Origin of the sequence: Kitasatospora sp. NPDC101235, from assembly GCF_044767505.1 — a bacterium.
Taxonomy (GTDB): domain Bacteria; phylum Actinomycetota; class Actinomycetes; order Streptomycetales; family Streptomycetaceae; genus Kitasatospora.
The window spans coordinates 102,654-117,469 of record NZ_JBIWNZ010000019.1 but is presented as its reverse complement, the minus strand read 5'-3'; the positions used below and the strand labels follow the sequence as shown (position 1 = coordinate 117,469).

Here is a 14,816-nt window from a genome sequence, read left to right as displayed (position 1 = left end):
CACAGCCGATCCCTGCTTCTCCTCTCCAACGACCCGGGTGGTGACTTCCTCTACCCGGGGCTGCTCATGCTCGAAAACCCGTCCAGCAGGGCATCGCCAGCAAGGTCGTCCACGAGGCCGTTCGCGTCGCGCTGGGTAGGCCGCGGTTGATCCGCGCAGCGCTGTAGGCCCCGGTGGGCGGCATGCCGCCCACCGGGGCCCGTCCGGTGTCACGCGAGCGGGACGGCCAGTTGCTTCGCCAGGTCGGCCACCAGGGCGTCCAGCCAGCCCCGGATCGTGCCCGGGTCGAACAGGTCGGCGTCGTACTCGACCTGGCCCGCGTAGCCGTCGGCGTCCGGGGTGACGGAGAACGAGCAGTCGGCGCGGGTGGAGTGGCCGGGGACGTCCACGACCTCGCTGGTCACGCCGGGCAGGTCGAGCACGATGGGCGGGGTGCTCTGGACGGCGAGCAGGACCTGCGGGAACGAGGCGGGCAGCGAGACGCCGCGCTCGCGCAGGGGTTCAACCAAGAGACCGAAGGGCGTGTGGCAGCGGTCGAGGGCCGAGGCGATCGCTTCGGCCGCGTGGTCGACCAGCTCCCCGAACCCGCCCGCGCCCGGGGTGGGCACCAGGATCGGCAGACCGTTGGTGATCAGGCCGACCACCTTCTCGTCGGCCGGCCGGATGCGGTTGGCGTTGGAGAGCATGATCAGGGTTTCCGGCGCACCGCTGAGCGAGCCGAGCAGCCGGGCGAACGCGGCCACGATGACGGCGGAGGCTGTGGTCGAGCGCGAGGCGGCGTACCGCCCGACCGCGTCGGCCACGGTCGCCGGGATCCGGAACTCTGCCGTCTCGCCGCGCCCGGAGCGCTGCTCGGGACGCGGCCGGTCGGTGGGCAGGTCCACCGAGAGCGAGGCCCCGCCGAGGGCTGACGCCCAGTGGTCGGCGGCCTCCGTGATGGCGGTCCGGGTGACCACCGTCCGCTCCCAGCAGGCATGGTCGGTCATCCGGCCGGGCTCCTCCGGCAGCGGCCCGCCCGTACGGTAGAGCGCGCCCAGGTCGGCCAGCACGGTGGCCAGCGACCAGCCGTCCACCGCGATGTGGTGGATGGTCAGCAGCAGCACCCATTCCTCCGCCGCCGGGCGCAGCAGCCGGGCGCGCAGCAGCGGGGGTGCGAGCAGGTCGAACGGGCGGCCGATCTCGGCTTCGAGGGCCCCGGCGAGCGCCGCTTCCCTCCCGGCGGGCGTGAGCCCGCGCAGGTCCTCGACCGGGAGGTCCGGTGGGGTGTTCGGCAGCACCTGCTGGAGTACGCCGAGCTCGGTCTCCAGGAACCGGGTCCGCAGGCTCTCGTGCCGCTCGGTCACCGCCGTCAGCGCGGCGGCCAGCCGCTCGGGCTCCAGCGGCCCGCGCAGGGCGATACGTTCGACGATGTTCCACACCGCCCGATCGGCCGACAGGCCGTGGGCCTTGTGCAGCCGCCACTGCGCCACCCCGGCGGGTGCGGCGGCCAGGGCGGTTCCGTCGCCGGTCAGGATCGTCAGCAGCCGGTCGCGGTGGGCCCGGACGAGGCCGGTGACCTCCTCGTCCATCGCCCCGGCGGGGGCCAGGTAGCCGAGCCGCTCGCCGGTGGTGCGCAGTGCGATCTCGCGTTCGTCGAGCAGGCGCAGCAGCCGTGCCCAGTCGTCCTGTGCCGTGCTCACAGCGTCCCCTCCTCGAAGGCCGGGGCCGGCTGGTGCCCGACGGCCGGCCGGTGGGCGGCCATCGCGCGGATGGTCGGGCGGCGGAAGAAGTCCAGCACGCCGATCCGCAGGCCGGTCGCCTCGCGGACCCGGTTCAGCAGCCGGGTGGCGGCCAGCGAGTGTCCGCCCAGGTCGAAGAAGGAGGTCTCCACCCCGGCGGGGCGGCCGAGCTCCTCCTCCCAGAGGCGTTGCACGGTGCGCTCCAGCTCGGTGGCCGGTGCGGCCTGCGGCTCGTCCGCGCCCAGCGGTCGCGGCTCCGGCAGCGCGGCGGTGTCCAGCTTGCCGTGCACGGTGAACGGCAGGGTGTCGACGGTGGCCCAGAGCCCGGGCACCATGTAGTCGGGCAGCAGGTCGGCCAGCCGGTCGGCGACCCGGGGCAGGTCGGCGGCCGCGCACCCGACGTACCCGGCGAGTACGGTGCCCGCCGCGGTGCGACGCGCCGTCACGGCGGCGGCGTGGACGCCGGGCACACCCCGCAGCACGGTCTCGATCTCGCCCGGCTCGACCCGGTAGCCGCGCACCTTGACCTGGCGGTCGGCCCGGCCGAGGTACTCCAGCAGGCCGTCCGGCCGCCACCGGCCGAGGTCGCCGGTGCGGTAGCTGCGGCCGTCGGGGGTGTCGGTGAAGCGGGCGGCGCTCTCCTGCTCAAGGCCGACGTAGCCGATGCCGACCTGGACGCCGAGGGCGTGGATCTCGCCGACCGCGCCGGGCGGCACCCGGCGTCCGGAGGCGTCCAGCAGCACGACCCGGCTGCCCGGGGTCGGACGGCCGATCGGTGCGTGCTCCGGACCGTCCGGATCGATCACGCAGGCCGTCATGCCGTGGGTCTCGGTCGGGCCGTAGTGGTTGACCAGCCGACAGCCGGGGTTGCGGCGCAGGAAGGCCCGCAGCGTGGGGGTGAGCAGCACCTGCTCGCCGCCCGAGATCAGCTCCCGCAGGTGCGGCACCGGCTCCTCGCCGAGCGCGTCGGTCAGGGCCGCCAGCGGCGTGTACGGCAGGTGGACCCGCTCGGCCCGGGTGGCCCGGACCACGGCGGCCAGCGCCGTCACGTCGTAGCGGGTCTCCTCTTCGATCAGCAGCAGGGTGCCGCCGCCGGCCAGCGTGGTCAGGATCTCCTGGACGCTGACGTCGAACCCGCAGGAGGCGTACTGGAGCGTACGGGCCGCTGGGTGGTCGGCGACGTTCCAGGCCACGAAGTGGGCCAGGGCGAGGGAGTGCATCAGCACGCCCTTGGGGCGGCCGGTGGAGCCGGAGGTGTACAGCAGGTACGCCGGTGCCTGCGCCGAGGGGGCGGGCAGCGGGGGCAGCTCGGCGGGAACGGTGTCGGCCGGGGCGGTGCCGGTGAGCACCGTCGGCACGCTCAGGCCGAGCTGCGCCGGGGCGTCGTCCGTGGTGGTGAGCAGGACGAGCGGCGCGCTGTCCTCGACGATCAGGCGGCAGCGCTCGGGGCCCTGCAGCACGTCGACCGGCACGTGGACGGCGCCCAGGCGCAGGATGGCCAGCAGCGCGGCCACCAGGTCCACCGAGCGGGGCAGCAGCACGCCCACCCGGCTGCCCTCGTGGACGCCGGCCGCCAGCAGCCGGCCGGCCAGGTCCTCCGCCCGGGCCATGAGCGTCCGGTAGTCCGTCTCGGTGCCGTCGGAGGCGACGACCGCGGTCTGCCCGGCCCGCTCGGCCGCGGTGGCGGCGATGGTGGCCAGCGGGTGCTCGGGGTCCCGGGCGGCTTCGGGCCCGCACTCCAGGGCCGCGTCGGCCTCGGCCGCGGGTACGGCGGTGAGCTCGGCGAGCGGGCGCTCCGGGTCGGCGACCGCGGCGGCGAGCAGCCGCTCGAAGGCGCCGAGCAGCCGGTCGACGGTGGCCCGGTCGAACAGGGTCTCGGCGTACTCCACGTGGCAGCGGATGCCGTCGGGCAGGCTGGTCAGGAAGAGGGTGAGGTCGAAGGCGGAGCGGTCCGCCACGTGGTCCAGCGGACGGGCCGTCACGCCGGGCAGGTCCAGTTCGAAGACCATGTGGTTCTCGAACTCGACCATGACCTGGAACAGCGGGTTGCGGCTGGTGTCGCGCTGCGGGTTCAGCTCCTGCACCAGCACCTCGAAGGGCAGCTGCTGGTGCTCGTAGGCGTCCAGCGCGGTGGAGCGGACCCGGCCCAGCGCCTCGGCGAAGGCCGGATCGCCGGAGAGGTCCAGGCGCAGTGCCAGGGTGTTGACGAAGAACCCGACCAGGTCCTCGGTGCCCTCGGCCCGGTTGGCCACCGGGGTGCCCAGCACGATCTCGTCCTGGCCGGCGTACCGCTGCAGGACGCCGGCGAAGCCGGTCAGCAGCACCATGAACAGGGTCGAGCGCCGAGACCGGGCCAACTCCCGCAGGCTGTCGGAGAGTTCGGCGGGAAGGTGGTGGACGAAGGCGCGGCCGAGGCCGTCCGGTACGGCCGGTCGCGGCCGGTCGGTGGGCAGGGCCAGCACCGGCAGGTCGCCGCCGCCGAACACCTTGCGCCAGTGGGCGAGGCTCTCGTCGTACTCGCCGGCGGCCACCCGGGCCCGCTCCCGGGCGGCCTCGGCGGCCGGACCGATGGTGAGCACCGGCAGCCGGGCGGCGCGGTCCTCCTGTGCGGCCAGGTACAGCTCGCCCAGCTCCCGGGTGATCACCACGGTCGACAGGGTGTCGATCACGATGTGGTGCATCGACAGGACCAGGACGTGCCGGTCGGCCGCCTGCTCCAGCAGCAGGGCACGGAACAGCGGGCCCTCGGCCAGGTCGAAGCGGTGCGCACCCTCGGCGGCGACCAGCCGGGTCACCTCGTCCTGCCCGGTCCCGTCGGACGCCATCCGCTGCAGCACCGGGCCGGCGGGCGGTGCCAGCACCTGCTGGAACGGTTCGCCGTCCTGCTCCCGGAAGACGGAGCGCAGCGCGACGTGGCGTTCGACCAGCCGGCGCAGCGCGGTGTCCAGGGCCTGCGGGTCGAGCGGGCCGTCCAGGGCGATCGCCTTGACCTCGTTGTACTGCCCGCCGTCGGGCAGCATCCGGTGCAGGAACCACATCCGCTGCTGGGCGTACGACAGCGGGGCGCCGCGCAGGGTGTCCCGGCGCAGGGCGTCGAGCTGCGGCAGGCCGGCCGCCACCAGGTCGGGGGAGAGCCCGAAGTCCACGAAGGCGGCGATCTCGTCCGCGCCGGCCGCCCGCAGCTCGGACAGCACCCCCTGGACGCTCTCCGGCGTGCCGATCAGCGCGCGGGAGGCGCAGTACCGCTCGTACGCGCGCTCCAGCACGTACTCCAGGTCCTCCTCGCGGGCGTTCTCGTAGTCCAGGGTCAGGCCCAGGCTGTTGGCCATCTGCCCGAACAGCGAGAGCGAGGACCGCAGGTAGTGGCAGAACGGCCGGTAGGCCTGCTCGCGCGCGGTGGCCGGGTCGGTGCCCAGGTAGGTGTGGACCAGCACGACCACCCGGCCGGCCTCCGGGTCGAGCCCGTGCTCGGCCCGGGCGCGCCGGTAGACCGCGATGTTCTCGGCCAGCTGCGCGACGTCCTGGGTCATCAGGTTGGTGATGACGCCGAGGTCGTGCCGGGCCGCCTCGCGGAAGCTGTCCGGGTTGCCGACGATCGCGGTGAACATGGGCGGCAGGTCCTGCAGGGGGCGCGGGTGCAGGGTCACCTCGATCGGCTCACCGTTGCCGTTGCGGCCCTGGTACGGCTCGCCGCGCCACAGCGCCCGGACGGTGTCGATCTGCCGGTGCATCAGCTCCTTGTGGCTGCCGTAACGCTCGGGGAAGAACAGGAAGTCGTTGGGGTGCCAGCCGCTGGCGCAGCCCAGGCCGACCCGGCCGCCGGAGAGGTTGTCGACCACCGACCACTCCTCGGCGACCCGCACCGGGTGGTGCAGCGGCAGGACGGCGCAGCCCGCGTTCAGCCGGATCCGGGTGGTCTCCCGGGCCAGGGCGGCGGCCAGCACCGAGGGGTTGGGGAAGATGCCGCCGAAGGAGTGGAAATGGCGCTCGGGCAGCCAGACGGAGTGGAAGTCGTGCCGGTCGGCGAAGCGGGCGCTCTCCAGGACGATGCGGTACTTCTCGTCCTCCGGGGAGTCCAGCGGGTAGTCGCCGAAGAAGTAGAGGCTGAAGTCCACCGGCCGCTGCGGGTCGCTGACCGGCTGGTACGCGACGGCCGGGGCGGGCGCGCGGCCCACGGTCTCGGCGGGCACCGGGAGTTCGGCGGCCGGCCGCGGGGCGGGCAGCCGGACGCCGGGCGAGGCCGGGAAGAAGCCGCCGCGCCGCAGGTCGCGCAGCGACTCGCGGACCGCGTCGATCACGAACTCCAGGTCGCCGTCGGTGTGGGCGGTGGAGAGGAAGAAGTTGCGCCACTCCCACACGTAGACCCCGCGGGTCAGCAGGTGCGGGAAGAGCAGCTCCATGTCGGCCCGGGGCTCGAACCGGAAGAGCGAGCCGAAGTGGGCCAGGCGCAGCGGGAACTCCTCCTCCTCGAAGAAGCCGTTCAGGGTCGCGGCCAGCTCGTCGGTGCGGGCGTTCAGCCGCTCCTGGAGGCCGGGGCCGGCCGCCTTCAGGTGGCGCAGCACCGCGCCCGCGGCGGTCATCGCCAGCGGGTGCTGGATGTAGGTGCCGCCGAAGAAGGTGGTGTCCTTGGGCGGGTAGCTGTCGTCCCCGTAGTCCCAGTGCCCGCCGTCGATGCCGTCCAGGATGTCCGCCCGCCCGGCGATCGCGCCGATCGGGTAGCCGCCGCCCAGCACCTTGCCGTAGGTGGACACGTCCGGGGTGACGCCCCAGAAGCCCTCGGCGCCGCGCAGGTGGGGCCGGAAGCCGGTGAGCATCTGGTCGAAGACCAGCACGATGCCGAGCCGGGCGGTCAGGTCGCGCAGCGAGCGGACGAAGTCGACGGGCTGGCGGCCCGGGTGGCGGCTCTGCACCGGCTCGACCAGGACGGCGGCGATCCGGTCGCCGTGCTCCTCGATGACCTTGAGGCTCTCCGGGTCGCCGTACCGCAGCACCAGCAGGTCCGCGACCGCGCTGCCCGGGATGCCGATGGACACCGGGACGGTCTCCCGGCCGGCGCCGTGGCCCAGCGTCCGGCCCAGGGTGTGGTCGAAGTGGCCGTGGTACGAACCCTCGAACATGACGATCTTGTCCCGGCCGGTGTACGCGCGGGCCAGCCGGATCGCCCCGGCGTTCGCCTCGGTGCCGGAGTTGGCGAAGGCGACCCGCTCGGTGCCGGTCAGCTCGGCCAGCAGCTCGGCGGCCTCGCCGGTCTCCGGGCCACGCGGGCCCAGCCGCAGCCCCGAGGACAGGTGCTCGCGGACGGCCTCGGAGACGAACTCCGGGTCGTGGCCGAAGAGCAGGACGCCGAAGCCCATGGTGATGTCGACGTACGGGTTGCCGTCGACGTCCTCCAGCCGGGACCCGTTGGCCCGGCGGGCGGCGAGCGGGTAGAGCATCTCCTTGGTGCCGGAGCGGAAGCCGACCACGGCGCGGCTGTCCGCCAGGGTGCGGCGGTGGCGGCGGGTGATCGCCTTGGAAGCGGTGGTGCGGGCGGTGAAGCGGGCGACCAGCTCGTCCACGTGGGCGCGCTGCTGCTCGGTCAGGCCGCCGGAGGCCATGCCGGACTCGCGGGAGACCGTCACCCGGGGGCCGTGCACCTGGGGGGCGGCCGGGGCCTGCGGAGCGGCGGGGGCCTCGGCGGCGGGCGCGGGGACGGCGGTGGGTGTCGGGACCGGGGCGGTGGCCGGCACGGCGGTCGGGGTCAAGGTCAAGGCGGCGGGGGCGGTGGCCGGGGGGAGTGCGGGCGCGCCGCCGGCCAGCACGCCGAGCTGGTCACGCATCAGGTCGGAGAACTGGCCGAGCAGCGCGAGCTGGCGCTCGATCAGGCCGGTGCCGTCGGTCACCGCGGGAAGCGCGACGGGGGCCTGCGGGGCGGTGGGCGCGGCGAGCGCGGGCTGGGGCGCCGGGGCCGGCGCCTGGACGGCCGGGGCGGCCGGGGTGGCCGGGGTGGCCTGGACGATCGGGGCGGTCGGGACGGGAACCGGAGCCGTCGCCTGGGCGGGCGCGGGCTCGGGTTCCGCCACCGCCACCGGCTCCGGCTCGGCGGCCGGCAGCAGCGTGGCCAGCACCGCCGGCTCCAGCCGGGAGGCGATCAGCCCGGCCAGCCGGGCCGGGGTGTCCGCCGCCTCGAACAGCTCGCGCATCGACACCCGCACCCGGAACTCGCGCTCCAGGTCCCGGATCATGTTGATCATCGAGAGCGAGTCGGCGCCCAGGTCGAAGAAGGGCTCGTCCGTGCCGACCGAGGCCTCGTCGTAACCGAGCTGGCGGGCCGTCTGCTCGACGACCTGCCGCAGTACGGCCTGCTCGGCGAGATCCTCGGGGCTCGGCATCGGTACGGCGGCCGACGCCACGGCCGGCGCGGTCTGCTGGGGTGGGTCCTGGTGCATGGCGGGGTCCTCGGTGGTGGGCCGGGCAGGGGCGGTGAACCAGTGGCGGCGGCGCTGGAAGACGGTGGTGGGCAGCGGGACGCGGCGGGCCGGTCCGTCCGGCCAGTCCCGGGCGGCGGCGAAGCGGGCCCAGTCGAGCGGGACGCCGTGCGACCACAGCGCGGCCGCGGCGGCGTCGAACTGCTGCTCCGGCGGGGCGCCGCGCCGACCGCCGGCGACGAAGTGGCGCTGCGGCAGCTCCCGGCGGCCCATGCCGGTCAGCGTCGGGTGCGGGCCGATCTCCAGGAACAGCTCGTGGTCCTGCCCGTCCAGCGCGGCGAGGACCTGGTCGAACCGGGCGGTCTCCCGGGTCTGCCGGACGAAGTACTCGGGCGTCGGGACGGTCCCGGGGGCCAGCACCTCGCCGCCGAGGTTGCTGACCAGCGGTACGGCCAGCGGCCGCAGGCGCAGCCGGGCCAGCTGGTCGCGGAAGGGGGCGAGCATCGGGTCGAGCAGGCGGGAGTGGAACGCCCGGTCGGTGGCCAGCCGTTCGGTGGACACCCCGTCGGCGGTCAGCACGGCCTCGGCGGCGGCGATCTCGCGCTGCGGGCCGGCCAGCACGCACTGGCCCTTGCCGTTGACCACGGCCAGGTCCACCCCGGGCAGCCAGTCGCCGAGCCCGGCCAGCCGGTCCCGGCCGGCCGAGACCACCGTCATGGCGCCCGGTTCGGTCAGCCGGTGCATCAGCCGGCCGCGCAGCGCGGTCAGGAACATCCCGTCGGCCAGGTCGAGCGCGCCGGCCGCGTGGAAGGCCGCGTACTCCCCGGCGCTGTGCCCGGCGACCGCGGCCGGCCGGACACCGAGCTCCTGCCAGAGCCGCAGGTAGGCCGCCTGGAGGGCGAACAGCGCGGGCTGCGCCGCCTCGGTGGTCCAGCCGTCCTCCGTGCCCTGCGGTACGGCGTCGAGCAGCAGCGGCAGCAGGGGTTCCCCCCAGGCCTCGCGGTGCAGGCGGTCGCACTCGTCCAGGACGGCGCGGAAGACCGGGAAGGCGCGGTGGAGCTCGGCGGCCATGCCCCGGTACTGGGCGCCCTGGCCGGTGAAGAGCAGCACCGGCCGGATCTCGCCGCGCCCGGTCTCGCGGTGGGCCGCGCCGGCGCCGGGCCGGCCCGCCAGGAAGGCGTCCAGGCCCTTGCGCAGTGCGGCGGGGTCGGGGCCGGTGACGGCCAGCCGGTGGCGCAGCGCGCGTCGGCCGGCGCCGAGGGTGAGCGGCAGGTCGCCGGGCGCGAGGGCGGGTTCGGCGTCCAGCCGGTCGCGGAGCAGGCCTGCCAGCTCGGTCAGGCCCTGTGCGGTGCGGGCCGACAGCGGCAGTACGGTCGGGGCCGGCCGCGGTGCGGGCACCGCGGCGGCGGCCGGGGCCTGTTCCAGCACCAGGTGGGCGTTGGTGCCGCCGACGCCCAGTGCGCTGACCCCGGCCCGGCGTGGGGCGGGGCCGTCCGGCCACTCCCGGCGCTCGGCGGCGAGTCGGAACGGGCTGTCGGCCAGCTCCAGCGCGGGGTTGGGGCTGGTGAAGTTCACCAGCGGCGGGATGGTGCCGTGCCGCAGCACCAGCAGCGCCTTGATCAGGCCCGCCATCCCGGCGCAGGTGTCCAGGTGGCCGATGTTGGGCTTCACCGAGCCGAGCGAGCAGAAGCCGGTGGCCTCGGTCCGGGCGCGGAACGCCTGGGCCAGTGCCTGGAACTCGATCGGGTCGCCGATCGGGGTGCCGGTGCCGTGGGCCTCGATGTAACCGATGCTCTCGGCCGGCACGCCCGCCAGGTCCAGCGCCCGGCCGACCACCGCCGCCTGCCCGTCCACGCTGACCGCGGTGTAGCCGACCTTCCGCCCGCCGTCGTTGTTGACGGCCGAGCCGAGGATCACCCCGTGCACGGTGTCGCCGTCCGCCAGTGCCCGGTCCAGGCGCTTGAGCAGCACGGCGGCGACGCCGTTGCCGCCGACCGTGCCGCCGGCCCGGGCGTCGAAGGCCCGGCAGGCGCCGTCGGGGGAGAGGATCGACCCCTCCTGGTAGCGGTAGCCGGCGGCCTGGGGGATGTGCAGGGCGGCAGCCCCGGCCAGGGCCAGCTCGCAGTCGTCCGCCAGCAGCGACTGCACGGCCAGGTGCACCGCGACCAGCGAGGTGGAGCAGGCCGTCTGCACGCCGATCGCCGGACCGGTGAGGCCCAGCCGGTAGGCGACCCGGGTGGCGGCGAAGTCCGCCTGGTTACCGATCGCCGTCTGCAGGGCGGCCACCGGCTCGGCCGGGTCGGCGGTGGCGGCCAGGGTGTGCTGGTAGTAGTTACGCAGCGCGTACAGGGTCATCCCGGTGCCGGCGAAGACCCCGACCCGGCGCTCCGGGTCCGGAGCGCCGTACCCGCCGTCCTCCAGGGCCTGTCGGCAGATCTCCAGCAGCAGGCGCTGCTGCGGGTCCATCAGCGCCGCCTCGGCGCCGCTGATGCCGAACGCCTCGGCGTCGAAGTGGTCGATGTCGGTGAGCGCCCCGGTGACCGGGACGAAGTCGGGGTGGCGGTACTCCTCCGGGCGCAGTCCGGCCGCCGCCAGCTCCTCCTCGGTGAACCGGGTGGTGCTGCGGACGCCCTCGACGATGTTCCGCCAGTACTGCTCGGGGGTGTCGGCGCCCGGGAGGCGCAGCGCCAGGCCGACGATCGCCACCCGGCGGTCGTCGCCGGGCCCGGTCGTCGAGGCGGTGGTGGCGGCGGTGGGCACGAGCGGGCCGGTGGCCGGCTCGGTGGCCAGGTGCGCGATCAGGGCGTCCACGGTGGGGTGGCGGAACAGCTCGGTGGGCGCGGGGGGCGTGGGCAGCGCGGTGCTGAGCGCACCGTGTACCCGCATCAACTGGAGGGAGCCGATGCCGAGTTCGGCCAGCGGACGGCCCGGGTCCAGCGGGGTGTCGAGGACCGACTCGAAGGCGTCCAGGACCAGCCGGCGCAGGCCGGACGGTGCGGCGTGCTCGGCGACGGGGACGGACCGGTCGGCGGACCGGGTTCCCGGTGCCACGGTGGACGGCGCCGGCGCGGCGGCGGCCACCGGGCGGGGCGTGGTGGCGAGCAGACGGGGTCGGGCGGCGGGGGAGCTCGGGTCCGGACCGGCGTACCGGTGGCCCGGGGCGCCGGCGAGCAGCAGGGAGGACAGCCGGCGGCCGTGTGCGGCGCTCAGTACGGCGATGCCCCGTGCGGCGGCGGCCTGCTCGTTGTCGGTGTCGCGGTTCATGCCGATGCCGCTCCACAGGCCCCAGGAGATCGTCCAGGCCGGGGTGCCGGTCTCCCGGCGCAGCCGTTCGACGGTGCTCTCCAGGTAGCGGTTGGCGGCGGCGTATCCGGTGGAGCCGACGGCCTCCTGGAGGCCGATCATCGAGGAGAAGGCGACGAACTGCGCGCCGGGCCGCTGCCGGACCAGCTCGATGAGGTGGTCGGTGCCCTCGGTCTTGGTCCGGACGGCCTCGCGCCAGCCCTCGCTGTCGGTGTCGGACAGCAGCGCGAGCCGGTAGCCGCCGGCCAGGTGGAGCACGCCGTCCAGCGGCGCCTGCCACTCCCGCTCGGCCTCGGCGAGTACCTCCGCCATGTGCTGACGGTCCGTCACATCAGCTTGGCGGTAGGTGACCTGACCGCCCTGGGCGGCCAGTCGGCGCAGCGCGGAGCGGCGCTCGGCCGCCTCGGCGGTCGGGGCGTCCAGGTCGCTCCGGCCGACGATCAGCAGCCGGGAGCCGTACTCGCGCAGCAGCCCGGGCAGCAGCTCGGCGGCGATCCCGCCGAGGCCGCCGGTGACCAGGTAGCGGGCGCCGGGGGTGAGCAGCGAGCAGCCCGCCCCGGCGGGCCCGGGGGCGGTCTCCGCCGGTCTCAGCCGGGGGACCCAGGGGCGGCCGGAGCGCCAGGCGGATTCGGGCTCCGGCCGGGGATCGGCCAGCAGGGCGAGCAGTGCGGCCGCCTGTTCCGCGGCCGGTGCGTCGCCCGGCAGGTCGAGGTGCCGGGCGGCCGGAACCAGCTGCTCGGCCCGCGCCCCGGCGGTCAGCGCGGCGGTCAACGCGGCCCGCGGCCGGGGGAGTTCACCGGGGAGTACGGCGTGCAGCCCGGCGCTGACCGAGACCAGCTCGCGGACCGGCGCCCGCGCCGGGAGCGCCCGCAGCAGGGCGAGCAGCGCCTCGTCCGGCGGCTGCGCCGATTCGTCGGCCGTCGCACCCCACAGGTAGACCAGCCGGTCGGCGGCCTGGTCCCCGAGGGCCCGCAGCCAGTCCTCGGGGTCGGTGGTCGGCGGCCGGTCCACCACCAGGGAGTTCGGCAGGGCGGCTGCCAGCGCTTCGGTCAGGGTGCCGGGGCCGGACGGGCCGAGCAGCAGGATCGTTTCGTCATCCGATGGAGCCGCCGGGGCCCCCGGAACCGGGCGGGGCTCCCAGCCGAGCTGCCGCACGCAGTCCGGCAGCGTCCGGGAGTTGGCCTCGGCCAGGTCCAACGCCACGATGTGGTCGTCGAGTTCGCCGTCCAGCAGACGGCGGCGCAGCGCGGTGCGCTGGATCTTGCCGCTGGTGGTGCGCGGGAACTCGGCCGCCGGTACCGGCAGCACCAGGGCGGGGGCCGGCTGCCGGCGGGCCGCCAGCAGCTGCCGCACCTCCGCGGCGACGGGCGGCGCGGGGGCGTCCGGGTCGTTCGGGACGTAGGCGATCACCAGCTGCTCGGTGCCGGTGCGTTCGTCCGGCACCCCGAAGGCCGCGACGTGCCCGGAGCGCACCCCCGCCACGGAGGCCACCACGTCCTCCAGCTCGTGGCAGAAGTAGTGCACGCCGTTGACGATGATGATCTCCTTGCGGCGGCCGGTGAGCACCACCTCGCCGTCGGCCAGGAAGGCCAGGTCCCCGGTGTCGAACCAGCCGTCGCCGACGAAGGCCTCCCGGTTGGCCGGCGGGTTGTTCAGGTACCCCGGCGTCACCCGGCCGGAGTGGACCTGGAGCCGTCCGACCCGGAGCTCGGGCAGCGCCCGTCCGGCGTCGTCGGCCACCCGCATCCGGGTGCCGGTCGCGGGCCGTCCCATGCTGAGGAAGGCGGTGCCGCGCTCCGCCGAGGCCGGGTCGGCGGGCTCCAGCCGGCCGGTCAGCGAGTCGGTGCGCACCAGTCGGCGGGCGCCGTCCTCGTGGTAGCGCTTGTAGGCGATCGCCGTACAGGTCTCTGCCATGCCCCAGGCCAGCAGCAGGTGCTCCGGGCGGACGCCGAACGGGGCGGTGGCGGCCAGGAACTCGTCCAGCACCGCCTCGGTGCACTGCTCCCCGGCGTTGATCAGTGACTTGACCGCGGACAGGTCCCAGTGGCGGCCGGGGCCTGCCGCCCGGACGGCTTCGGCGACCAGCCGGTAGCCGAAGTTGGGCGACCAGGAGTGCGCCGCCCGGTAGCGCTCCAGCGCGTCCAGCCAGACCAGCGGGTCGGCGAGCACGAGTTCGGTGGGCACCTGCACCTGGTCGGCGGCCAGCACCACGTCGCGCAGGTGGAACATCAGCAGTCCGGCGACGTGGTCCAGGGGCAGCCAGTTGACCGTGGTGTCGGCCGGGTCGCAGCCGTGGGCGACCGCGCCGGCCACGTACTCCAGGATGCCGCGGTGGGTGATCTGCACCGCCTTGGACCGCCCGGTGCTGCCGGAGGACAGCTGGAGGATCGCGACGTCGCCCGGGGCGGGGGCGTGCTCGGGGGCGGCGGGCCGGTCGCCCCCGGCGGGCCGGTCGACGGCGATCACCCGCAGGCCCGGCGCCGGGTACAGCTCCCCGAGCCGCTCCAGGCCCGCCACCGCAGGCCCGCAGGCGAGCACCGGCGGCTCCTCCAGGGTCTGCCAGGCGTGCCAGAGCTTCTCCAGGACGGGGTTGTGCTCGTGGTAGTCCGGCGGGCGGGCCACCGTCACCGGCTGCACCCCGCCCAGCAGACAGGCCCACAGCGTGGGGAAGTAGAACTCCGGGTCCGGGACCTGGAGGATCACCCGGTCTCCGGCCCGCAGCCCGGCGGAGGCCAGCGTGCCGAGGATCTCGCGGGACCGGGAGAGGAGGTGGCGGTACGTCAGCCTGGTTGCCTCGCCGCCCGCCCGCACCAGGTGCAGCCCCCGGTCGGGGTACAGCTCGGCGGCGCGCAGCAGCGCCTCGGGCAGTGTCCGGGGCGCGTCCGGCGCGGCGTCGGGCAGCGGGGCGCCGACGGCCTCCGTCCCGGGGCCCTCGGGTACGGCCGCCGGCTCCGCCGTGGCGGTGCCGGCCGTCGCCGAGGCCTCGCCGAACGGCCGCCAGCGGTCGGTGAGTTCGCGCAGGTGGCGCAGGGCGGGGCCGGGCCCGGCGGGCGGCCGGGTGAGCGCCGCGGCCAGGGCGGCGGCGTCGGGTTCGCCTTCGGGGGTGCGGACGATGCCGTCCAGGAGATGCACTTCGGCGCTCGGGTCGGCGTCCAGCAGTGCGGCGGCGGCCCGGCGGCGCAGGGCCTCGGGATCGTCGTCGACGGCGGGCACCAGGTAGGCGAGCAGACCGGGGCGGCCGTTCTCGTGCTCGACGGGCAGCAGCACGCAGTCGGCGATCTCGGGGCGCAGTAGCAGCCGGGCTTCCAGGGCGCGCAGCCGGCCGTGGTCGGGACCGGTGGGGCTCATGACGTTCGGCACCTCTCGGATTCGGTGCCGGGGCGCGGGT

Annotated in this window: 2 protein-coding genes; both read right to left on the bottom strand. The window is 75.6% G+C overall.

Annotated features, from left to right (window positions below; all coding sequences use genetic code 11):
• Positions 1-209: 209 nt before the first annotated feature.
• Complete coding sequence (locus ACIRRH_RS28190; RefSeq protein ID WP_403072993.1) at positions 210-1,679, bottom strand: condensation domain-containing protein; 1,470 nt, start codon at positions 1,677-1,679, stop codon at positions 210-212.
• Entirely contained in the window at positions 1,676-14,776 is a 13,101-nt protein-coding gene (locus tag ACIRRH_RS28185) for a MupA/Atu3671 family FMN-dependent luciferase-like monooxygenase (RefSeq protein ID WP_403072990.1), read from the bottom strand. The genes ACIRRH_RS28190 and ACIRRH_RS28185 overlap by 4 nt, the downstream gene beginning before the upstream one ends.
• Positions 14,777-14,816: the final 40 nt, after the last annotated feature.

Coding starts and splice junctions, on each gene's coding strand:
- ACIRRH_RS28185 (WP_403072990.1), bottom strand. CDS start 14,776: ATGAGCCCCACCGGTCCCGACCACGGCCGGCTGCGCGCCCTGGAAGCC.